This window comes from Aquitalea pelogenes, assembly GCF_041914625.1.
In the GTDB taxonomy this organism is placed as follows: Bacteria; Pseudomonadota; Gammaproteobacteria; order Burkholderiales; family Chromobacteriaceae; genus Aquitalea; species Aquitalea pelogenes.
On sequence record NZ_JAYSDA010000024.1, the window covers coordinates 41,589 to 64,437 of the forward strand.

Annotated in this window: 22 protein-coding genes; 5 read left to right on the forward strand and 17 right to left on the reverse strand. The window is 53.0% G+C overall.

Going from position 1 to position 22,849, the window contains the following annotated elements:
- Positions 1 to 35: 35 nt before the first annotated feature.
- Both ACE3SE_RS16875 and cydP read right to left on the reverse strand, forming a co-directional pair.
- Positions 36 to 1,586: a cytochrome ubiquinol oxidase subunit I gene (locus ACE3SE_RS16875; protein WP_374556999.1), complete on the reverse strand. Its 1,551-nt coding sequence runs from the start codon at positions 1,584 to 1,586 to the stop codon at positions 36 to 38.
- Positions 1,576 to 1,767, reverse strand: coding sequence for a cytochrome oxidase putative small subunit CydP (gene cydP / locus ACE3SE_RS16880; protein ID WP_062790996.1), 192 nt, complete (start codon positions 1,765 to 1,767; stop codon positions 1,576 to 1,578). Before cydP ends, ACE3SE_RS16875 begins: the two co-directional genes overlap by 11 nt.
- Before the next feature lie 175 nt (positions 1,768 to 1,942).
- Between cydP and ACE3SE_RS16885 the strand changes: the two genes are divergently transcribed.
- The gene (locus tag ACE3SE_RS16885) at positions 1,943 to 3,286 is read left to right on the forward strand and encodes a sigma-54 interaction domain-containing protein (protein ID WP_374557002.1); all 1,344 of its coding nucleotides are present in this window, start codon (positions 1,943 to 1,945) and stop codon (positions 3,284 to 3,286) included.
- Positions 3,287 to 3,457: 171 nt separating this feature from the next.
- On the opposite strand, the gene ACE3SE_RS16890 is transcribed toward ACE3SE_RS16885, so the two are convergent.
- Together ACE3SE_RS16890 and ACE3SE_RS16895 are read right to left on the reverse strand one after the other, a co-directional pair.
- Positions 3,458 to 4,021, reverse strand: a complete 564-nt coding sequence (locus ACE3SE_RS16890) for a cytochrome b (protein ID WP_374557004.1) — start codon at positions 4,019 to 4,021, stop codon at positions 3,458 to 3,460.
- Between the two features lie 13 nt (positions 4,022 to 4,034).
- Positions 4,035 to 4,439, reverse strand: a complete 405-nt coding sequence (locus ACE3SE_RS16895; RefSeq protein WP_374557006.1) for a cytochrome b562 — start codon at positions 4,437 to 4,439, stop codon at positions 4,035 to 4,037.
- 379 nt (positions 4,440 to 4,818) lie between these two features.
- On the opposite strand from ACE3SE_RS16895, the gene ACE3SE_RS16900 reads away from it, so the two are divergent.
- The 3 genes from ACE3SE_RS16900 (at position 4,819) to galE (ending at position 8,645) form a co-directional block, all read left to right on the forward strand.
- Entirely contained in the window at positions 4,819 to 6,306 is a 1,488-nt protein-coding gene (locus ACE3SE_RS16900) for a hypothetical protein (RefSeq protein ID WP_374557008.1), read from the forward strand.
- 445 nt (positions 6,307 to 6,751) lie between these two features.
- A complete protein-coding gene (locus ACE3SE_RS16905) occupies positions 6,752 to 7,402 on the forward strand; it encodes a phosphatase PAP2 family protein (protein ID WP_374557010.1) in 651 nt (216 codons plus the stop codon).
- A gap of 229 nt (positions 7,403 to 7,631) precedes the next feature.
- Positions 7,632 to 8,645, forward strand: a complete 1,014-nt coding sequence (galE, locus tag ACE3SE_RS16910) for a UDP-glucose 4-epimerase GalE (protein ID WP_374557012.1) — start codon at positions 7,632 to 7,634, stop codon at positions 8,643 to 8,645.
- A gap of 67 nt (positions 8,646 to 8,712) precedes the next feature.
- Here galE and ACE3SE_RS16915 read toward each other — a convergent pair whose 3' ends face one another.
- The 4 genes from ACE3SE_RS16915 to ACE3SE_RS16930 all read right to left on the reverse strand — a co-directional run bounded on the left by ACE3SE_RS16915 (position 8,713) and on the right by ACE3SE_RS16930 (position 12,900).
- Positions 8,713 to 9,711 (reverse strand): acyltransferase, encoded by a 999-nt coding sequence (locus ACE3SE_RS16915; protein WP_374557014.1) that lies wholly within the window; start codon positions 9,709 to 9,711, stop codon positions 8,713 to 8,715.
- 70 nt (positions 9,712 to 9,781) lie between these two features.
- The gene (locus ACE3SE_RS16920) at positions 9,782 to 11,095 is read right to left on the reverse strand and encodes a nucleotide sugar dehydrogenase (RefSeq protein ID WP_374557016.1); all 1,314 of its coding nucleotides are present in this window, start codon (positions 11,093 to 11,095) and stop codon (positions 9,782 to 9,784) included.
- 48 nt (positions 11,096 to 11,143) lie between these two features.
- Positions 11,144 to 12,238 carry a glycosyltransferase family 4 protein gene (locus ACE3SE_RS16925; protein ID WP_374557018.1) on the reverse strand — a complete coding sequence of 365 codons (1,095 nt, stop codon included), beginning with the start codon at positions 12,236 to 12,238 and terminating at the stop codon, positions 11,144 to 11,146.
- The gene (locus tag ACE3SE_RS16930) at positions 12,235 to 12,900 is read right to left on the reverse strand and encodes a glycosyltransferase (RefSeq protein WP_374557020.1); all 666 of its coding nucleotides are present in this window, start codon (positions 12,898 to 12,900) and stop codon (positions 12,235 to 12,237) included. Before ACE3SE_RS16930 ends, ACE3SE_RS16925 begins: the two co-directional genes overlap by 4 nt.
- 147 nt (positions 12,901 to 13,047) lie before the next feature.
- Between ACE3SE_RS16930 and ACE3SE_RS16935 the strand changes: the two genes are divergently transcribed.
- Positions 13,048 to 13,428 carry a hypothetical protein gene (locus ACE3SE_RS16935; protein ID WP_374557022.1) on the forward strand — a complete coding sequence of 127 codons (381 nt, stop codon included), beginning with the start codon at positions 13,048 to 13,050 and terminating at the stop codon, positions 13,426 to 13,428.
- Here ACE3SE_RS16935 and ACE3SE_RS16940 read toward each other — a convergent pair.
- The 9 genes from ACE3SE_RS16940 to ACE3SE_RS16980 form a co-directional block, all read right to left on the reverse strand.
- Positions 13,425 to 14,714: an endo-1,4-beta-xylanase gene (locus tag ACE3SE_RS16940; RefSeq protein WP_374557024.1), complete on the reverse strand. Its 1,290-nt coding sequence runs from the start codon at positions 14,712 to 14,714 to the stop codon at positions 13,425 to 13,427. The two genes, ACE3SE_RS16935 and ACE3SE_RS16940, sit on opposite strands and share 4 nt — an antisense overlap.
- Positions 14,715 to 14,746: 32 nt before the next feature.
- The gene (locus tag ACE3SE_RS16945) at positions 14,747 to 16,036 is read right to left on the reverse strand and encodes an O-antigen ligase family protein (protein WP_374557026.1); all 1,290 of its coding nucleotides are present in this window, start codon (positions 16,034 to 16,036) and stop codon (positions 14,747 to 14,749) included.
- Positions 16,023 to 16,934: a glycosyltransferase family 2 protein gene (locus tag ACE3SE_RS16950; protein WP_374557028.1), complete on the reverse strand. Its 912-nt coding sequence runs from the start codon at positions 16,932 to 16,934 to the stop codon at positions 16,023 to 16,025. The genes ACE3SE_RS16945 and ACE3SE_RS16950 overlap by 14 nt, the downstream gene beginning before the upstream one ends.
- On the reverse strand, positions 16,927 to 18,174 hold the full coding sequence (locus ACE3SE_RS16955) for a hypothetical protein (RefSeq protein WP_374557030.1): 1,248 nt from the start codon (positions 18,172 to 18,174) through the stop codon (positions 16,927 to 16,929). The genes ACE3SE_RS16950 and ACE3SE_RS16955 overlap by 8 nt, the downstream gene beginning before the upstream one ends.
- Positions 18,175 to 18,209: 35 nt before the next feature.
- Positions 18,210 to 18,905, reverse strand: a complete 696-nt coding sequence (gene epsI / locus ACE3SE_RS16960; RefSeq protein WP_374557033.1) for an exosortase-associated protein EpsI, B-type — start codon at positions 18,903 to 18,905, stop codon at positions 18,210 to 18,212.
- On the reverse strand, positions 18,905 to 19,615 hold the full coding sequence (xrt, locus tag ACE3SE_RS16965) for an exosortase (RefSeq protein ID WP_374557035.1): 711 nt from the start codon (positions 19,613 to 19,615) through the stop codon (positions 18,905 to 18,907). The genes epsI and xrt overlap by 1 nt, the downstream gene beginning before the upstream one ends.
- A 151-nt stretch (positions 19,616 to 19,766) precedes the next feature.
- The gene (locus ACE3SE_RS16970; protein ID WP_374557037.1) at positions 19,767 to 20,666 is read right to left on the reverse strand and encodes a polysaccharide biosynthesis tyrosine autokinase; all 900 of its coding nucleotides are present in this window, start codon (positions 20,664 to 20,666) and stop codon (positions 19,767 to 19,769) included.
- Positions 20,663 to 22,066, reverse strand: coding sequence for a chain length determinant protein EpsF (gene epsF, locus ACE3SE_RS16975; RefSeq protein ID WP_374557039.1), 1,404 nt, complete (start codon positions 22,064 to 22,066; stop codon positions 20,663 to 20,665). The genes ACE3SE_RS16970 and epsF overlap by 4 nt, the downstream gene beginning before the upstream one ends.
- A 1-nt stretch (position 22,067) precedes the next feature.
- Complete coding sequence (locus ACE3SE_RS16980) at positions 22,068 to 22,847, reverse strand: SLBB domain-containing protein (protein ID WP_374557040.1); 780 nt, start codon at positions 22,845 to 22,847, stop codon at positions 22,068 to 22,070.
- Between the last annotated feature and the right edge of the window lie 2 nt (positions 22,848 to 22,849).

A 22,849-nucleotide genomic window follows, 5' to 3' on the forward strand; every position in this document is an offset into this window, starting at 1 on the left:
CCGCAATACAGCAGCAGATCTGTTGTAAGCCGATATCAGTGAGCGGTTTCATTGTCGTAGCGGCCGGTGCCCAGGCTACCCGGCCCCTGGCGGGCAAAACGCACCATCAGCATCATTTCCACCACCAAGAGCACGGTGTAGAAACCGACAAAACCCGCCAGCGAACCGTACAGCGACTCCACCGACAGCGTGGACACCGACAGCCGGGTGGGCAGCACGCCGTAGATGGTCCACGGCTGGCGGCCGTATTCCGCCACCACCCAGCCCAGCTCGCAGGACAGCCACGGCAGCGGCAGGCAGCACAAGGCCAGCTTCAGCAGGCGCGGACGGTGCTGGAAATCCCCCTTGAGCGAAGCCCAGAACGACCAGCCGAACAGCAGCAACATGGCCATGCCCATGCCCACCATCAGGCGGAAGGACCAGAACATCGGTGCCACGCGAGGAATGGTGTCGCGCGCGGCGGCATCAATCATCTGTGGTGTGGCGGTGGCCACATTGGCGGTGTACTTCTTCAGCAGCAGGCCAAAGCCCAGATCCTGCTTGTGCGCTTCCAGCACCTTTAGCGCAGCACTGTCCTTACGATCGCGCCGCACGGCTTCCAGCGCCTGAACCGCCAGCATGCCGGACTGAATGCGCAAGCGGTTTTGCGCCATGATTTCGTGGATGCCGGGAATCTGCTTGCTGACAGAGCGGGTGCCAATCAGGCCCATCACCCAGGGAATGCTCACCTGCCAGTCGTTTTCCATGCGTGTTTCATTGGGCCAGGCCAGCAGGTTGAACGACGCCGGGGCCGGCTCGGTATGCCACATGGCCTCGATGGCGGCCAGCTTGGTCTGCTGCGCCTCGCCCACGGTGTAACCGGACTCATCCCCCAGCACAATCACCGAACAGATGCTGGCAAAGCCAAACGCCGCGGCAATGCGGAAGCTCTTGCGAGCAAACTCCACATTGCGCCCACGCAGCAGATACCAGCTGGAAATGGACAAAACAAACATGGCCCCGGTGACATAGCCGGCGCTGACGGTATGCACGAACTTGGCCTGGGCATCCGGATTGAACAGCAGCGCGGCAAAGTCGGTCATTTCCATGCGCATGGTCTGGTAGCTGAACTCCGCCCCCACCGGGTTCTGCATCCAGCCATTGGCAATCAATATCCACAAGGCCGACAGATTGGTGCCAATGGCCATCAGGATGGTCACCAGCAAATGCTGCTTGCGCGACAGGCGGTTCCAGCCAAAAAAGAACAGGCCGATCATGGTGGATTCCAGAAAGAAGGCCATCAGGCCTTCAATGGCCAGCGGAGCGCCGAAAATATCGCCCACATAGTGCGAGTAATACGCCCAGTTGGTACCAAACTGGAATTCCATGGTGATGCCGGTAGTCACCCCCAGCGCAAAGTTGATGCCGAACAGCTTGCCCCAGAAACGGGTCATGTCCTGATACACCTGCTTCCCGGTCATCACCCATACCGCCTCCATGATGACCAGCATCCACACCATGCCGATGGTGAGCGGCACAAACAGAAAGTGGTAAAGCGCCGTCACGGCGAACTGCAGTCGCGATAAATCGACGACATTATCTAGCATTGTTTTTCTCCAGTTGTTGGCTGCTTTGTGCCGGATTCAGCACCTTGCCGGCGACGGAATCGGCATCCACCGCCACGCGGTAAGGCGCGATGAATGCCTTCCAGATGATCAGCAGCAATACCAGCTTGATACCGATGATCCAGGCCAGCTCACGGCTCAGCTTGCTTGATGTCTTTTTCATGGGCTGATTCCCGTTATCAGGGTAAACAGAGCCACACCGGCCATTCCGGTTGGGCCCACCCTGCCTGACAGCGCTGATTGCAAGTGCCATGCCAGCAGCCAGAGGGCGAAAATTCGCTGTATTGGCGGCATTTTCCGGGCTAACATGACACTTTCGTCATGTCATTTACGTCACCATGTCACCACTGACCACCGAAGCCAGCCTGGACACCATCAGCCGCATGCTGGATGAACTGGACGAGCCACGCATCGTCATTACCGAACAGTTTGAAATCCTGCATGCCAACCCGGCGTATCAAGCCCTGTATGGCCAGGTGGTGGGTCAGCGCTGTCATGCGGCATCCCATGGCTATCAGCGGCCTTGCAATGAAGAGGGCGAATCCTGCCCGCTGCAAATGACGCTAAGCAGCGGCCAGCCGGAACGGGTGCTGCATATTCACCGCACCGCGCATGGCGAAGAGCATGTGGATGTGGAATTGATGCCGCTGGCCGACATCAGCGGGCACCGCCATTTGTTCATCGAGAAAATGCAGCACCTGCCACAAGCCAGCAGCCAGCCAGCACCGGACAAGATGGTGGGGCGCAGCCCGGCATTTCGCAGCATGCTGCTACTGGCGCAACGCGCGGCCCCGTCCCGCGCCGCGGTGTTGTTGATTGGCGAATCCGGCACCGGCAAGGAAGGCCTGGCCCGTGCCATCCACAATAGTGGCGGCGATGCCAGGCGGCCCTTCATTGCCGTAGACTGCGCCAGCCTGACCGAAACCCTGCTGGAAAGTGAATTGTTCGGTTATGAGAAAGGCGCGTTTACCGGCGCACAGCAGCGCAAGCAGGGCCTGGTGGAAGCGGCCGACGGCGGCACGCTGTTTCTGGATGAAATCGGTGACCTGCCCTTGTCGCAGCAAGTAAAACTACTGCGCTTGCTGGAAAGCGGCAGCTTCCGCCGGGTGGGGGGCATCCACAGCATACCGGCCAATTTCCGCCTGATAGCCGCCACCCATCGCGATCTGGCGCAGATGGTGGCCGAAGGAAGCTTCCGTGCCGACCTTTACTACCGGCTGGCCGTGTTTCCCATCCGCCTGCCACCGCTGCGCGAGCGGCGCGAGGACATTCCGCTGCTGGCCGCCGCCCTGCTGGAACGGGTGGCCCCGGGCCGTCAGTTGCAACTGGACGCTGACGCCCGGCAATGGCTGGTAGAGCAAGCCTTCCCCGGCAATATCCGTGAACTGCGCAATCTGCTGGAACGCGCCAGCCTGCTGAGCGACGGCGAGCAGATCAGCCGCGAGCACCTGAATGCGCCATCCGGCCTGCAAAGCGACAGCATACCCCAGCCTGCAGCACCGGCACCGATGCAGCCCTTCCAGTGCGGTCTGCTGCCATTGGCCGAAGTACAGGCCCGCTATCTGCAATGGGCGGTTCGCCACAGTCAGCTGGGCCGCAAGGAACTGGCAACCCGCCTGCAAATCACCGAACGCACGCTATACCGTCAGTTGGCGGCACTGGAAAAGAAAACCCCCACCTGATGGGCGGGGGCAAAGAGAATGCAACCTTGGTGAAGCAGTCTCAAGCAATCTTTGTTCCAGCAGACCAAGCCGCCAGGCGGCGCAGCCGTGCCAGACACAGCAGTCCGGCTCAACAAACAGCCTGGCAATCAGCCGCGGCCAACAGCCAGGCCGGCCTGCTGCGAAAGGCAATCAAAAAGGCAGCATCCTTTTGAATACATTGCGCCTTTCCATCATCACATGCGCCACGCCACCGGCAATGTGCAGACCGATCAGCATGGCCAGCAGATAAGCGCTGACCGAGTGCAACTCGCCGAACAAGGACGACAGCTCACGGTTTCTCTCCATCAGTACCGGCAGCTCCACGGTATCAAACAGCACCAGCACATGGCCCGCCGCATTGGTTTTCAGCCAGCCCAGCAAAGGCACCAGCACCATGCCGGCATACAGCAGCGTGTGCGCCAGCTTCTCCACCCGGTATTGCAAGGACCCGGCCTCGTTCACCGAATCCGGCATCTGCTTGCGGTAGGCAAAACGGCAGAACAGGCGCAAGGCTGAAAACGCAAGCACCAGCACACCAATGGAACGATGCAGGTCCAGCAGCTCGGTTGCGTCATCCAGCAGCCAGCCGGTGACCAGATTGGCTGCAATCCCGCCCGCAATCAGCCAGTGCGCCAGGATGATCAGCAAGGGGTAGCGCCTGGCCGATTGCCCTGCATGGCCTGAGGAAGCGGATAGTTCTCCGGACATTTCCATCAACACTCTCCTTTCAATTCAGATAGTTATGGTATTTTTTCTTGATCGGATTGACGTCACTCAAAGCGGATTTGGCTCCCGCCAGATTATTCGCCTTAATTTGCGTATCAACCGCAGCAAGCTGAAATTGCAGTTTCTGCATACCTTCCTTGTACAAGGCCGGGTCAGCCCGCCAGGCCTGTTCGCCGGCCAGCTTGGCATCGTTCTGCAAGCGGGAGAAATTCTGGGAAAACTCAGGCATGGATTTGCTGGCCATCGCCTGCTGCATGGCCACTTTCATGTCTTTCATCAGTTTCTTCACTTCACCGGCCTGTGCAGCAGACGCCAGAGAGAAAGACAGCAAGGCAATGGAAAGCACGGCACTGGTTTTTTGCATGAAACGAGACATTGGGTACCCCTTCTGGATGGATGGGGCCATGTTAAAAGGCAGTGCTTAACGCAAACTTAAAGCCGCGCAATGACAACAAAAAGCTAAATCCGGCATGGCAGCCAGTACCTGCCATCGCACTGCGCGCCCCGGCCTGCCTGACAGAACGCAGCTCTTGCAGTCCGCAATACAGCGCAAGCCCACATCATCCTAGGTGGATATGCGTATCGTTCATTCATGACAGATTCATTAGAATCATGCAGCTTCATGAACAGATGGCCCGCACTGCACATGCCTGCTAACCCACCAGGCCTGGCAGCATCCCAATCGCACAGTACCAATATCCAGTCGCGGCACCCCGCGCACGGTACGGTCAGCCATCAAGCCGGTGCAAACGCCGCCTTCATACAGAACAATGGATTGAACCCACATGCGTCTGAACTCTGCTCTCGGTCACAATAAAAACCAGAAAACAGTCAACAACTGGCTGGAGCGGTTACCAAGGGGCGATCTGCGTGGCAGCGGCGAACAACTCATCGAGATACATGGCTTCATTTGCCAGAATGCCATACAGCCCGCACAGCGGCTGGCGCTGCAACAGCAATTGTTCGATCACGTCTGCCGCTGGCTGCACCAGCTGGAAATCCAGTTCAGTGAAAATGCCTGCAACCACCCTGCCCTGCGCCTGGCCCGCATGGGCAGCAAGGTTTTGCAGCACCTGCTGGAACCGCTGCTGCAAGACCTGCGCAGCACACTCAGCAGCCGTCCGCTGCTGACCTGGCGCAGACGCGCCTTGCAACAACTGACACTGGCACTGTGTGTGGCCAGGCGCTATGCCAGCTTTGCCCTGCGCTGTCATGTGGAATTGAATGGCAGCTTCTGGCTGGCCACCCACTACCTGTACTACAACGCCAGCCAGCACAACTGGTTGCAGCATCAGCTGCCCGACGGCCAAAGCATCCTGCACGGCTACCACCAGCTCCAGCTGATGGGCATCACCGATGGCAAGAACCTGAGCCCCAGGGAAGTCGAAGCCACCCTGCTGTGGACTGCGCGCCTGGCGGACAAGGTGGCGCTTCAGCCACTGCCCGCCGCCGACACAGCCAGGGCCGGACATCTTTACTTGCTGGACCTCACCCGTGGCGCCCCGCCGCAATTCCTGCTGGAAACCGACGCCCTGCCCCAGCGCGAACACTGCCTGTCCTGCGACCTTGGTGCAGCCATTGATGTGCTGAAGACCCATACCAGCCAGGCCGGCATGCCCGGCCGCGATGCCTTGTCGGTCATCGTCGCGCAAAGACTGATGGATGGCTGGCAATCGCCGCGCCGGCGCCGTCATCAGCGCCAGGCCGTGATGCAGTCCATGGCACTGATCGCACAAATGCGCTCCATCCGCCAGATACTGGGCGGTGGTGCCGTCCGGCCGGACATGCAGGCCAGGCTGCGCGACCGCATGCCGCCATCGCAGATATCCATCTTCCAGGCCATCAACAAGAGTGAAAGCGGCTTGCTGCTACGTGGCGACCCAGGCTACCAGTCACTGAAAATCGGCGAACTGCTGCTGATTGCCGACAAGCAGGCACATCGCACCCCATCGCTGTATGCCGTGCGCTGGACCGCGGTATCCGAACATGCCAATGAAGTCTCCTGCGGTGCAGAACTGATAGGCAGCGACCCGGAAGCAGTCGATGTCAGCCCGCTGGCAGCCGGCCAGCATGCCTGCTATCAGCCAGCGCTGCGCCTGCCCGCGGCTGATGGCGATCACAATGCCGACCTGCTCATCATCCCGGGACACTCCTTGCTGCGCGGCAAGGAATTCCGCCTGCGCGACCAGCGTGGCGAACACCGGGTGAAGGTAACGCGCATGCACATGAATACCGGCCTGTATCAGGCCATGGAATTCCAGCTGGCAAGCTAGGAGTCACTAACAAAAACCTGCCGCTGTGTTGCGCCCTCTTGCCATACTTTTATCTTGGGCCTGAGTCGGCGTGCATTGCCGCAGGCGCGCTACGCTGCCTCCCTGGCCGCTTCAAGAGCAAAAAACCTGCTCGCCGCAATGGCTGCAAGGCATCAGGCAGCGCAGCCTGCACACGGCAACGCCACCTCCGCGCCAGTCGCTCTGGCTCAGCAAGCCGTCACTGGTCAGCAAACGACCTGCCTAGCGGACAATCGCCGCCATCCCGTCCCAAACGCTGCCCGGCACGTGACTAAACAAGCCATCTCAACAGACAGCATCGCAGCAGCTCAGAACTTTCCCAGCCGACCCGCCTCCAATCACGCCATCCGCCAACAGGCCCTGCCGTATAATGAGCCGCCCGCCAGCACAGCGAGCCGGGCAGCCAAATCAAGGAGCACCCACCCGCATGTGGAACAGATTCACCAACCTTGGCGACCTCGCCGTCATGCTGCCGCTGGCCGCCACCATTGCCGTCTGGCTGGCCGCACAGAAGCAATTTTCCAGCAGCCTGCGCTGGCTATTGGCCTTCGGCAGTGCCGGACTGCTGGTCGCCATCAGCAAGATCGCCTTTATCGGCTGGGGCATAGGCAGTAGCGATTTCGACTTTACCGGCATCAGCGGCCACACCATGCTGGCCACCGCCACCCTGCCGGTACTGCTATACCTGCTCAGCCGCGCCTGGCTACCGCGCCACAGCACCCTGGCCCTGGCCATCGGCTGGCTGGGCGGCGCAGCCATTGGCTACTCGCGCCTGGAAGTCCACGCCCATTCGTTGTCAGAAGTGGTGCTGGGATTAGCCTGTGGTTTGCTGGCCAGCAGCTGGTTTGCCAGCAAAACTGCAGAACGCTACAGCAGCAAAGCGGCAGTCTGCCTGCTGATACCGGCACTGGTGGTATTCAACCTGCAATTTGGCAACAAGGCACCGGGGCAGGACATCATCACCCGCATTGCACTTTTTGTTGCCGGGCACAATCACCCATTTGAAAGAAAAGACCTGAAAATACAAGCCAGAATATTTACAGAAAAACAGCAATCCACAATAAATGCTGGTAATTAGTACTCCGCGTTGGTTCACAAAACGTAATCAGACCAGTTGCCACCTATTTGTCAAACAGCCTTGAATTACTGAAACAAAGCCGCAACAGAAATTACCCACGTCAAGTAATCTGGAATTTGTAGTGCAGAAAATGACTGCCGCTTGAAATACAAATCACAGCACACTGAATTTTGGATAAAATAAGAACAGCAATAACATCCCCCAACACGGACCAGACACCCCAATTGTCATGACCAACTCCATTCTCGTCACAGGTGGCGCCGGCTATATTGGCTCACATACCGTCGTTCAGTTGCTAGAGCAGGACTATCACGTAACCATACTGGACAATTTCAGTAATAGTTCGCCTCAGGTGCTCGAGCGCATCCAGCGCATTACCGGCAAGCAAGTAGCACTGATCAAGGCGGATATCAGGGACCGGGAGTCAGTTCGTGAGGCATTCAAATCCCGCCAGTTCGATGCAGTCATCCATTTTGCCGGTCTGAAAGCAGTTGGAGAGGGCGAAGCCTTTCCGCTTAAGTATTACGACAACAATGTGACGGGCAGCCAGGTATTGCTGGAAGAAATGCTGCAAGCAGGAGTAAACCGTATTGTATTTTCCTCATCGGCTACGGTTTACGGCGCTCCTGGGCAAACGCAATACCATGAAAATCTGGAACTGGCACCCATTAATGTATATGGCCGTACCAAGCGCATTGTCGAGGACATGCTGCGGGATACCAACAAAGCCCAACCCCAGCTGCGGATTGCCCTGCTGCGCTATTTCAATCCGGTTGGAGCACATCCATCAGGATTGATTGGTGAAGACCCCAACGGCATTCCAAACAACCTGATGCCGTTTATTGCCCAGGTTGCTGTTGGCAAAAGAGAAAAACTTTCCATCTTCGGTAACGACTACCCCACACCGGATGGCACAGGCATGCGGGACTTCATTCATGTCCAGGACCTCGCATCAGGCCATCTGGCAGCACTGAATTATCTGGCGGAAAACGACAGCCCCCTGATCGTCAACCTGGGAACAGGCCGCCCCTACAGCGTACTGGAAATGGTCAATGCCTTTGGCAAGGCATGCGGCAAGGACATTTCCTATCAGTTCTCCCCCCGCCGCGCCGGTGATCTGGCTGAATACTATGCCGACCCTGCCCTTGCCACTTCCCTGCTGGGCTGGACAGCCAAACACGGCATAGAGGAAATGTGCATGGATACCTGGCGGTGGCAGTCAGAAAATCCTGATGGGTATTAATATAAAAAAGCCGGCTCAACAGCCGGCTTTTATTCACAATGCTTAACCATATTAGAATATTTATAGCTTACCCCCCGAATACACCTCGACCGAAGGGAAATCTCCTCACCAACACGACAACTTTCCATGACGCAAAGAAAACAAAAAATGACATCACTGGAATCAAAACAAACAAATAGAGTGCATTACTTATAGAAAACATGAAGCCCAATGGAATCAAGAACAAAGGATGTATCAGATAAATGCCAAAAGAACTCTCAGACAATGATACATCTGTTGGAAAACTGGGAAATTCCTGCACTGGCAGAGAAAAAATTAAAAAAGAAACAATAATAACCAATGGACTTAAATAGTCGTAAGCCACCCAAAGGCCCTTAATTCCATAAAAATGAATTGCCCAGCCCGCACTTAAGGCAGTCAGAAAAATCAACACCACCAAGAGGAAGGCCAGACGCAAGCCCTTCACGCTTAATTGCACATCCCCCAAAAAATAACCACCAAGAAAATAACATAAAAACGGAACAAACTTAACCAAGAAAAAATCAGGAATCCAATCTAAAAATAAATTTGCAACAGAAAGAAGTGAGAGAAAGACAACAAAACAGACTCCAAACGCCTTATTCACCGACTTTACAAATTTACGCAAAATTGGAAATACCAGATACAAACCAATAAGCATGTACAAATACCACAAGTGCACATATGGAGCACCAGCCATCAATACAACAGGAATATCATTAATTTTAATATTCTTAAATATAAAAACACGTATACACAAATATAAAACAGACCAGAAAATTAGCGGAATACAAATCCTAAAAAATCTCTTCCTGAAAAATGTAAAAATCGGCTCCTCACTCCGTAACAAAAGAGACCCAGATATCAATATAAAGACCGGCACAGACCATCTACAACTCGCATCAAAAAAATTCGCCACCCACCATGCCATGCTATCGGAACTATGAAGTTTGACTAGATAGCCTGCCGCTGTATGCAGCATTACTACAGCAAAAGATGCGGCAATTCGCAAAGAATCTATTTTATAGTTTCGTCCAACGATTGCCACGATAACCTACCCCCCATAAAATAGCTTCCAAGTCATCTTAACGATGACTTGGAAGCATTATCAAACTAGATCAAGCCTTGACGATGTGGTCGGCGGGTTCCAGATACTTGCCACGGCTGTCGACGATCAGCTGGGCATGTTGCTTCAGCAGCGTGTAATCGAACTTGTCATGGTCGGTAGCCAGCAACACGCAGTCGTAGCTGGCAATGGTGGCCGCATCCAGCACCACGCTGGACAGCTCGAAGTGGTGCTCGCGCATCTTGGGGAATACCGGCACGTGCGGGTCGCTGTAGGATACTTCCGCGCCCAGGTCGCGCAGTTTTTCCATCAGGAACACCGACGGGCTTTCGCGCATGTCGTCCACGTTCTTCTTGTAGGCAATGCCCAGCACCAGCACGCGGCTGCCGTTGATGGCTTTCTTGCGGGTGTTCAGCGCAGCGGCCACCTTGGCCACCACCCAGTCGGGCATATTGCTATTGACTTCACCTGCCAGCTCGATGAAACGGGTGTTCACACCGTATTCACGCGCTTTCCAGGTGAGGTAGAACGGGTCGATCGGGATGCAGTGGCCCCCCAGGCCCGGGCCCGGATAGTAGGGCACGAAGCCGAAAGGCTTGGTGGCGGCAGCGCGGATCACTTCGTGAATGTCGATGCCCATCTTGTCGGCCACGATCTTCATTTCGTTGACCAGACCGATATTCACCGCACGGTGGATGTTTTCCAGCAGCTTGGTCATTTCCGCGGCGCGGGTGGAGGATACCGGCACCACCTTGTCGATCACCGCGCTGTACAGCGCCACGCCGATTTCCTGGCAGGCCGGGCTGTAGCCGCCGCATACCTTGGGAATGGTGCGGGTGGTGAAATTGGGGTTGCCCGGATCTTCACGTTCCGGCGAGAACACCAGGAAGGCGTTTTCGCCCACCTTGAAGCCGCGGGACTCCATGCGCGGCAGCAGTTCTTCGTCGGTGGTGCCCGGGTAGGTGGTGGATTCCAGCGATACCAGGTGGCCTTCGCGCAGATAGGGCACCAGGCTGTCCATGGTGTCCAGCACGAAGCTCAGGTCCGGCTCGCGGTATTTGTTCAGCGGGGTCGGCACACACAGAATCAGGGTGTCGGCTTCCGGCGCGCGGGAGAAGTCGGTGGTGGCTTCAAAGCCGCGGGTACGGGCCGTGGCAATACTGTCGGCGCTGATATGCTCGATATAGCTCTTGCCGGCGGTCAGGGCATCAACCTTGCTCTGGTCGATGTCAAAGCCCAGGACCTTGTAGCCCACTTCGGCAAAACGCAGCATCAGCGGCAGGCCGACATAGCCCAAACCGACAATGCCGATAACGGCGGATTTATTAGCGATACGTTCAAGAAGCACGTCTTTGTTTGTCGTCATGAAATCATCCTGGAAAATTTAAATGACTTATAGTAGTTATCAATCACATCACGCAGCCAAATACACCGCCGAAGTTTTCTGGGCGATGGCTGGCCAGTCGTAATTCTGTTTTACCCAATCTGCAGATTCAAGCCAGCGTACGGATAAGTCTTCAGCGGCATACTGTTGCAGGCGGGCAGCAAGTTGAGCGGTATTACCCAGTGGGAAATAGCATCTCTCCGGCAATGACATTTCGAGGTGCGGGGGAATATCGCTGACGATCACCGGAGCCGCCAGGCTAAGGGCTTCAAGCAAGGCAATGGGCAAACCCTCATGTGAGGATGGCAGCACAAAAATACCGCAATACGCGTACAGATATGTCAATTGCTGAACGTTTTGTCGCCCCAGAAACACCACCTGATCACTGGCACGTTCCAACACCGAGCGGGAATAATCATCCGCATGGTCTGCTTCTCCGGCAAAAACCAGTTTCCAGCCCGGCAATGCCGCCTTGTTGAATGCGTCAATCAGGTCGTGATGGCGCTTTTCCGGTACAAAACGGCTGACATGCAGAATATAACGATAAGGCTGCAAGCCAAGCTGTTCCACATTCGCCGGACTGATACTGTCAGTGTCAAAGCCGGTTACACCATTAGGAATCAACTGGGCGGGCCGTTTCAGGACATTCTCAACCAGGTCTTGCAAACCATGCGAGATAACAATTACCTTGCTGGCACATTTCACCCCAAGATATTCGGCGGTGCGCAAGAAAGCCTTGGCCCCCCTGCCCCATTTTTGCCGGGCGTAGTCTTGTCCATGGTGAGTCATCACCACCTTCATTCCCAGCAAGCGCGCCAGCGGAACAAAAAACGACGGGCCGATTGCATGAATATGCACAATCTGCTGACGCTGAAAGAAAGCCAGCCAGATAGCCAGAAAGGTATGCAGCAAGGTCTCGGTGAACTTATGCTGGGGGGACCATACTTTGCAAATACGTACCCCTCGCCATGAGTCATGCTGAAAATCAGCCATATATGGTGCTCTGGCATACACGGTAACTTCATGCCCCGCTGCCACCAACAACGGGGCAAGCGATTCGACATGACGCTCCACACCACCCTGGACATCCGGAATACCGCGCAAACCAATAATGCCTACTCTCATGCCCTAGCAACTCCACTTACCGGTTTACGGGCTTGCAGACAACGCACAATCCCTTCAACAAAATTGTCAGCCATATTCTCCACCGTATAAACGGTTGCCGCCTGCAAAGCCTGTTGTTGCAAAGCGTGCAAGGATTCAGGATCCGCCATTAATTGCAGAACCTTGTGTGCATACGCAGGTACCGAATCGTTAATCAGGTAGCCATCCACACCATTACGCATGAAGCCGATTTCCGGGCCATGCTTTGCGCTGGCCATGGTGAGCAAGGGCACGCCTGAAATAAAGGCATCCAGAATATTCAGACCCACCGCCCCCGGGCACAGCGTCAAGGCAGACATGCGGAATAACACCGCTTTTTCGGCACCATGACGGCCACCGGCAAAATGGGCCCACGGCCTGCTGCTGCACATCTGTTCAACATAGGGCTGCTGGGCACCGGAACCTACAATCAGCAAGCGGAACTGCGGTGCAGATGCATGCACGATATCGGCAATCTCAAACAACTGATCCAGTCGCTTGTCCGGATAAAGCGAACCACAATAAATACCGACGAAATTATCTTCGTCCCAGCCCAGTGCCTGTCGCTGTGCATTGATTTGCGCATCGCTGACAGCAGCGAGCTGCTGCTGGAAATCGACATTGTCAATTGCATTGTTCAGCACGGTTATCTTGTCCGCCGGAAAGCCGGAGGCCTCCACCAGCTGCCTGGTATGCTGGGTATAGCCGAACCACCAGTCAGGCCAGCGCAAAGTCATTTGCTTCCACCGCTCACGCAAACCACCTGGAGCATTGGACTGGAAATCCCGGCCATGGCCCCAGAAAGCCACTTGTGGCGTCTTGCCAAGGCGACGACGCAACAGCCAGTAGTAATTGGCCAGCAATCGGTTTTCATGCATGAACACAAACAAATCCGCATCACGCACTGCGTCAGGTGCAGGTTGCCAGCAGATATCCTTCTTCTCCTTGATGGGGAAGTAGGTATTTTTTACCGGAATTGCCCAGTCCAGCTTGCCGGTATCCTTTTTCTTGATTTCATCCCGGTAAGGCTGCCCATATACCACATCCAGCTGAATACCGCGCTGCTGGCACTTTGTGCGCATCAGTTCGAACAACTTGGTCCGATAATGAAACAGGCGATACTGAAAAATCGTGACTTTCATGCATTCCTCAAATCAGGCTATGCCGCTTAATTACTGCTGATAAATACCGGATCGGCAAAATTACGTGTCAACGCACCAAGCGATGATGCATTACTGGTACGTATATTCAGCGTCAAGCCATTGAACAAGTGCACCTTTACCAGGTCTGGATTAGCTGCCAGCCAGCTGGCGGGTTCAAGCGGAATCCCCCATAAAACACGCCCTACCAGCTCATTCCCTTCATACACAGCACAATTGGCCTGACTATCCGACAGGCTGCAACCTCTTATCTTGCGCCCATGCGAGAACCACTCTTTGGCATTCTGATAAGCAATACCCAGCCCATTGAGTTGGCCAATCTTCTTGTTTGGCAAGGTACTACCCATTGAAGAAGAGTCATGAGCAAACCAGTAAGTACGTGCCACACCGCCATTACTCGACGCAACTTGTACTTTCAGCATCAAGCTGGAGGCTTCATCATCGCCATATACCTTCGCCAACGCACTTCCGGCAGCACCACTACGTACCTGATTGCCGGAGGAACCAACCAGCACACCCATTTCAGTGTTCCAGACAGGTTTGTTCTGCAAATTGTAACGAACCAATAACTGGCGAATTTGCGACAGTAATGAGGTAAATTCATTCACGGAACCGGTCTTCAAATAAAAATGAAAACCGATTACATCGCAGTCCTTCCCCCCCCCCTGGGCCAGAAAATATTCCAGCCGCTTGATACCCAGATCGGAACCGTCCATCGCCGGACACACAACCAGCGCCCGCGGATCGGCAGCATGAACAGCCTGGGCTGCCAGCTCGGTCATCCGCACCAGTTGCTGAGTGCTTCCGGAGAAAAAGCCAGGCGAGTACATCTTGATTGCCTCACCAATACGCGGCTCATTCATCACCTCATAGGCAGATATCCGACCACGATAACGCTGGGCAACCTTGCTGACGTACTCATACCAATCATTCATGTCCAGTGGTTCGGCTGCAGCACCCAGACCGAAATTACCAAGTTCGCTTGGCCTCGCACTTGCCCATACAGGGGTTTGGCCCAGTGTGTACATGATGTCCATGCCACGCTCTTCCGCTAACGCGACATGCTGGTCCAGCGTGGAAAAATCATACACACCCTGTCGTGGTTCGATATCACGCCACAGTGTTTTTGGATTACCCCATATACGGATCCCATCAAACTGCTTTGCAGTAATTGGACGGTAGGAATCAGGATAGAAAACATGCTGTCCAAAGAAAAAAATGTTGTTCGCGCAAACAATACCCGAAAATATTGCCACAAAAATAATAAAAAGGCTTCGAATCAAAAGAAATAAGGGCACAACAACCTCCACAATGAAGAATTTACTTCACACTACTGCCCATATTTATTCTTAGCAGCAACTGCAAAAACTCGAGCCAGAGACGCAAAAAATACTATATTAAGAAAAACAACCAATCTAAAAAATGTACTTTCCGCGTAATTTTCAATTAAAATAAAAATGAAAAATGAAAAATGAAAATAAAACTCAGGCGCCCCAGCTGCAAATTGCTTAGCTATAGCAACAAAATAAACCAGTAAAATGGAAATTAAAAATACAATTCCCACATAACCTAAATCATTAAAAATATCAATATAACCATTGTGAGCCTGCCCAACATATCCACCGGGAAAACGATAAGAAGTGAAATTTGCAGGACTACCTAAACCATCCCAAAAGCCACCATAACCACCACCCAGCCACTTATTGTGAAACCTTACATTATCCATCACCAGTACCCACAACTTGGTTCTACCGGTCAAGGTGCTAGACTTTCCTAACAAGGAAAAAATTTTCCCTTGGATATCGTCAAAGAAATTACCTTTTACTGTCAACAAAACCAACAGCAATGAGACAACGCTTAATATCAAAAGAAGAAGCATTGCACTTCCGTACTTGCTGATCGTGGATTTACGAATAAAAAACAGCGTCACCCCAGCAAAAGAACCGATAAAGACTGCCACAGCACAGGTTGTGCTTTGCGACATTACCAGGCCAACTATCGAAAGCAACCAAAGAAAAACCACCAGTAATTTTCTTTTAAATTCAGCAAACCCGAAAAGAAATACCAAAAAACCAATAGCGCACAGTTGTCCAAATTCATTCTTGAATGAAGTCACACCCCGCCAGCCCAGACTGGTAACACCCACACTCGGAACTATGACAATCAACAAGAAAGACAACAATATCAACACTGCAACAGGAACAGCAAGGGAAAACAAAAAACTACGTGGATTATTGCCATGCTTGGAAAATGTTGCAAAGCAAAAAAACACAACCAGCCCAAACAAAACGGCACGTTTCAGAGTTACAAAAGGTATCGCCGACCAATAGCACGAAGCAAGGCAATAAAAAAACAATGCGACCGACCAGAAAAACCCCGAAGTGAATTGGATATTCAATTCCAGCCCACGGCGAATACGAAAACACTCAAAGAACGACAAGCCACCAAATAGTATCCAAGTAAGCTGCCTCACCAGATTACTACTACCATCGGCAAGCGCTTTGTCACCACTCCCCACGCCAAAAAGACTCAAAAAAATTGCCAGCATGAAGGCATAGGTCAAAATTGAATAATCTTTGTTTTTGGCATTCATTTGATATTCGGCTTTATTTATATTCATTATAAGGCCCAGCAATAAGTCCGTAACAAATTCCGGCAGCCAATGAAATACTGCGCAAAACCTTAAAGTTATCTGATTTTTTTCTAAACGGCATCGCTACAGCAAGAATGACACTCCGCACAATAAGGTAGCCAATTTTCGAGATTATTCTACAAATCTGCCACATTGAACCACGAGCGCATGCCAGACTTGCTTCGACTGAACCGATTCGAAAACTTCTCCGCAGCAACCACCCTACTGTTGCCCGATCGACTGGGACCTCCTCGAAGACTTCAGCCTCATCAGCCCATAAGGCTAATGCACCTGCGCGATACATATTTTCAAAAAACGCTGAATCCTCACCGCCACTTAACCCTAATTTCTCATCAAATTTCCAACCATGATTCTGGATAAAAGCAGAATCAATCAACACATTACCGGTTCTTGCCTCACCGACAGGAACATAGTGCCCCGTATTGTGCCTAGGTCGTTCGAAAAACTTACCTTCTATCATCCAAGCTGCGATATTTTCGGGATAGACTGGCAAGACAGGACCAAATACTAGCTGAGCACTTTCCTTTTGTGCCAAAAAAACCAGACTACTTAGCCAAACGGAGCATGCAATCTCATCATCATCCACAAAAGCGAGATAGTCTGATTTAACAGCCGATAAGCCTGCATTCCGGGTCAAGGCAATATTTTTTACTGGCTGCGAGATATACTGTATCGGCCATGGAAAATCCTGCTGAGCCTGGGCAACCAGTTCACGTGCAGATTGCTCAGCATCGTTATCCACAATACACAGGCACGGACGCAGGCCTTCAACATGCTGTAACGCCAAAGAATCCAGCAAGGCCTGCAATTGACGCGGTCGACGATATGTACACACAATTACCGTTACACTCGGCAATTCAGCCATGCTTTCCGCCTCCAAATACTTGCTTCCACAACAAAATCAACATAATTAATTCAGAAAAACATAATATCAAAGGACAGATGACCAATTGATGCGACACCCAACCAACCGGGATAAAGAGTAAATAAAAGATAGCTGCACCCACCAGACCGGATTGGAATACACGCTTATATCCTTTGGCATCAGCCAATAGCGCAGTGGAGAGGATATTGCGCAACCATTGCACCAGGAAATATCCACCCCATGCCAATACCAGAGGGATGTAAACAGCCGGAGGCAAGTAGGCAGGCAATACAGAGGGTACCAGTACCAGTAATAACAACCCGACGACAAACAACAGTACCAACGCAGCACAGATCAGCGACTGACGCCGCACCAAAGCCAGTTTTGCCTGATGCTCGCCCATGTGCTCCAGACGGGAAAACACCGGCCGGTAATAGCCGGCCCACCCCTGCACCATCAGCCCGACCGGGGTGAAAAACAAACGGGTAGCGGCCAGTGTGGCCACCTGGGCCTTGCCTTGCACGCTATCCAGATAAAACCAGTAACCGTTGCTGAACAACCAGGTCACCAGCACGCCAGGCAAGGCCCACCGTGCGCAAGACCAGATCTGCGCTGCAAACTGGCGGTCCAGTTGCTGGATGCTGCCTTCCTTGCGTTCAGGGTCGGGCCGGGGACGGGCAAATAATGACATCAGGCCAGGAAAGGCCAGCGCCACAATCACCAGATTCATCGACAACCATTGCGCGTACCATGCCATTGCCACCAGCACGCCAAATAGCAGCAAATAGCCCATGTCATGCACAAACAATCCCGGCAACTTACCCAGCATAAGCCAGGCCGAACGGTTTGAATCCCGCACCAGCAAGAACAGGAAACTGGCAAAAAACAGCAATGTGCTCAGGCTCAGCCAGCTATCGCCCTGCGACAGCTGCCGATAGCCGGTAAACATGACGCCGCCCAGCAATGCAATGCCCAAACTCAGCGAGATGCCAAACTTTATGGCAGTGCGCTTTGCCTGGGGCTGCATTTTTCCGGACAAGGTAATCAGCGGTTGCAGCCACAAGGCATTTTGCAAGCTGGCCAACAAGGCATAACCATTCAAAAACAAGACAAAAGTGGTGTATTCGCTTTTGTCCGCATAGTGCAACAATAAAAATGATGCAATAAAGCTGATACCGCTGACCATGCCCTGGCAGGCAAAGGACAACACGGGGCGGGGAATGCGGTTAAGCAACAGCATATGGTATTTGGACAATGGCGTAGTCGCTGAGGAATTCACTGTACCACCATGCCTTTACCGAATATCTGCGCTCGGTTGGCAGGGGTTTGCGACTGACTGAGCTTGCTCAGGAAATCTGCCTCCAGCAGTCGGGCAGCATTTGTATCCTCGTTGATGGTAGATACCCGAATGATCATGCCGTCGTATATCAGCCCTTGCAAACCCGCCTGTACCTGATTCAGTTTGCGGGAATTTCTTTCCGTGCTGACTACGCCATTGGTGGTAATCCAGTACATTAGCGGTTCTACACGCTGGTCGCGCTGCGCAATCATGCTATTTACAGCCAGGGTCTGGCTTCCAAGTTGCAATGTCATCTGGTGTTTGTCATGCAGGGCAAAACCCTGCGCCGGATAACATAAATCAGGCAAGTGGGTTTGTTGCCCGGAGCTTTGACGCTGGTCCCGGCTATAGGCAATAGACAGCATGATGCGCTGCCCCTGCGTATTGACATACACCCGCTCCAGCACTTGTGCGTACACTTTCGCCAGCTGATCATCAACCTCCGGATTGACAATCACACCCTTCATTTCCACCTGCTGCCAGTCCGCAAAACGCGCAGGAACCATGGCGGAGAGATCAATATTATTGCTGTCCGCGGTATAGATTCGTGGTGTCAGGGCATAGGCAATGACAGCAGCCAGCAACATGACTGCCGCCAACATTAGCTGGTATGGGGAGACATACTTTTGCATCAGCCATTTACCTTTTGCAAAAATGCATCAACCATGAATACGCACAAAATGGCAACTCCAAACAATAGCAAACCGGAAAACTGATGGATGAACCCCTGCCCGGCCGCATCACCAAAATAGTAGGTAACCAGCACCAGCGTGATAACACGCACGATATTGGACACAATGGCGGCAGGCAGCACAGAACACAGTAATAACAACCGGTTGCTCAACTTTGCCGGAGTAAAAAAATAGAGATACAACAGACCAAATGCAAACAGGCTGAACAAGGAATTTATTCCCGAACAGGCATCAGCCACCATCAATTGGTATTGACCAATATTCAAAACCACACCACTGCGACTGATGGGATAACCTGCCATATAAAGCAGCTGCTCAACCGCCTGTGAAACACCCATTTTAAGGCCCGCAGTGAGCCAATCCACCAGAAAACCGGGCAAGGGAATCAGAATGACAATAAATAATATGGGATAACGGTAGCGCAGTACCGCAGGGTAGCCGCCAAGCATCCATAGCAGGCCGGAAATCAGCAACATGAAGCTGCCAATTTCCAGAAACCATACATCTTGGGAATGCCCCACTACATAACAAACCAGCCCAAGGACGAATGGCAGCATGCCCAACTTGCCGCCAGCAGCAGACGTTTCACTCCGTGCTTGCTGCGCCTTGTTCCAGAACATCCAGGCGATGATTAAAAAAAACCGGGCCATGCCCTTGTTCTTTAATCGGCCATAATTGCTGTGACAGCTTGTAAACTGTAGGCAGCAACAGACTGAACACCCCCACTAGCACCAGCCAGTTATTCAGTACACCAGGCGGCAACCAGGGTAGTTTTGAGTGGAGTTGGCGCATGCATGCCCCTTACTGTTGAGCGATGGCAAAGCTGTTAAGAACACAGCCCAGTACGGTTGCACCGGCCATGCGCAAATCATCGCGCGCGGCTTCCAGGTCATCGACCTTGCTTACCCCCGGCTCTGCCAGCAGTAAAACGCCCTTGGCACGTGCAGCAACCAGCTGCCCGTCTGCATTGCCTTTCAGGGCCGGCGCATTGACGATGACAATGTCAAAGTCAGCTTCTGCCTGTTCCAGAAAGCCCGCCAGCGCCACACCGGACAACAGCTCCTGCTTGTTTGGCACATCGGTACCACCCGGTATCAGGAACAGATCCGGCAGTGGAGGAATTGCCAGCATGCATGATTCATCTGCACGACCAGCCAAGATATCGCTCAGACCCATCTTGTTGGCTTGCTTGAAAAAAACATGCTGAATGGGACGTCGCAAGGATGCATCGACCAACAAGGTACGCAGCCCCAGCTGTGAAAACACGATCGCCAGATTGGCCGCCAGCCAGCCCACTGCAGTTTCATTCTCGTAGCCGGCAACGCAAATGGTCTTGTTGCCACCACTGATCCAACGCAGAATCAGTTGACTTCGCAAACTGCGCAACGCTTCCACCTGGGACGAGTCGTTGTGATAGGCAGCAATCAAGCGGGAATCCAGCGACGGGTCGCCAACGGTCAGGCATGGATAATCAAACTGGCGTGACAGAACTTCCTGAATATCCTGCTCACTCAGGAAGCCCAGACGCACAGCAGCTTCGCCAAAGCGCAAACCCAGCTCCTGTTGCGCCAGCAATACCTTCTCAGCCTGCGAGGCAGTCAGCTTGCCCTGCTGCAACAACAGCTGGCCAATATTGGAATGACGCGAAGACTGCTTCACCTTGGCAAAATCAGCTTGCGAGAGTGTTGTCGTTGTATTCATGCCTTGGCAACCTTGTTATTAGAACGCCAGAACGCCCAGAAAGGCTTCTTGCGAGAAGGAATAGGCTTGATTTCAGCAAGCACCGGAATATCCAGCATGGCTTCCACATCACGTGAGCAACGAATTCGTCGATTCAGAATCTCGGCCAGCAAGGCGCTGCACAAGGCAATGACACCACCCAATACAAACGCGGCAAGCACATTCAGCAAGATACGCGGCTGGGAGGGTTTGGTCGGCTCCGTTGCCTGCTTTACCACGCCCACGTTCTCAGTCATGGAACGGCTTTGCAATGCGGTTGTGGTATAGCGATCCTGCGCGGCGTCGTATGCCTTTTGCAGACCATCAACCTTGCGCTGCAAGACATTTGCCAGGCTTCGTTGCTGTTTAAGTTCCAGGATTTTCTTCTTTTGCTCTTCCATGGCCATGCGCAGTGCCTTGGCACGGTTTTCGGCATTGGAAGCAGAGCCGGTTAGTCCACTGGCGTACTCACTGGTCAGGGCTTGCAGCTGACGACGATCACTCTCAACCTGTGCTTGCGCTTCCTTGTAATGAGGATGCTCCGGCCCTACTTTGGTCGCCAGTTCTCGGAATTTACCCTCGTCAACCGTCAACTGGTTCTTTACCTGCTGAATCAGGGGATTATTCAGCACATCAGGTGCCTTATCCGCCCCTCGGGTACGGGATTGCGCATCCATCGCAGCAGACTGTACTTGCACCAGCTGAGTAGAAATATCATTCAGCCGTTGCATCTCCACATCGAGCTTTTCGTCCGCAGCAATAATACCCTTCTCATTCAGATAAGTGGCCAGCTCTTGCTGGGCTTGCTCCAGATTACCTTGCAGCACTTTAAGTTGCTGCTGGAAAAACACGTTATTCTGCTGCGCCGCAGAAGTACGCATACTGGCAAGAGTATGCACATAGCCTTTAGCAATAGCATTTGCTACTGCAGCGGAGAAGTGAGGATCTGGCGACGTAAAGCTGACACTGACAGTGCTGCCTTCCTTACTGGGCTTGATGTCCATTTTCTTGGCCATCCGGTCCGCCAGCCAGATTCGCAAACTGCCATTACCACCTGTATCATCCTGGAAAGCTTTTGCTGCTTCTTCAGACTTTGCCAAACCCAAACTGTCCACTACGTATAACATCGTATTCTGGCTGCCCAGAATATCCATCTGGCTTTCCATGTAACCAGGTACCAGATAGGCCTGTACCGGCTGGCCTGTTACCGGGTCATTTGCCTTGGTATCCAGAGCCAAAACGGTTTCCGCAGTAAACTGCTCAGGCAAAATCAAACTAACTCCAAGCACAGTAACAACAATACCGGCATGAACCGCCAGAATCATTTTCTTGCGCGCGCGGAGAATCCCCAGGTATTGCGACAAATTCATGTTGGCCAGCATGTCAGAACCAGCTTTCTTCGATATATACAACATCATTTACAGACAAGGGTTCAGACTGAGCAACGGATTTTATTTCCTTGCTGGACCCATCAGGCTGTTTACGAGTGATCTTGATTGAACTGTGAGATGCCTTGCTGGTAAATCCACCAGCCACGGAAATTGCTTGCATTACCGTCATGCCAGGCTCCAGCCGATAGTTACCTGGACGTTGCACCTCTCCCAGTACAAAAACTTGTGACCGGGGAACAAACAGCACATCACCAGCCTGCAACCATACATTCCGCCTGGAAGGATCACTTTCACTAGCCAATTGAGCGACCGAATAAGTGATCTGCGCCTTGTCACGCGTGAGATAGACCGTATCACCGGCCGCAGGGGTCACCCCTGTTGCAATTGCCAGCGCATCAAGCAAAGAAGTCTGGCTATCCAATGGGTAACGTCCAGGCTTGTTTACTTCACCCAGAATGGTAAACCGGTGACTGACGTATTGCGTAACCAGGATGGAAACACTGGGCTTGACGATATAACCTGCCGAACGAAGCACACTCGCCAGCGCGTTTTCCGCAGCAGACACCGACAAACCATTCAGTGAAATCAAGCCTATAAGCGGGAAGTTGACCTCGCCATCCTTGTTCAGCTGGGTTTCAACGGAAAGATCAGCATGATCCCATACTGTAATTTTAATAACATCACCGGCCCCCAGCTTGTAATCACTACCGGGTGATGCAAAAACAGCAGTACTAATCAGAAGGCACAACGCAAACAATAAATAACGCAACATGA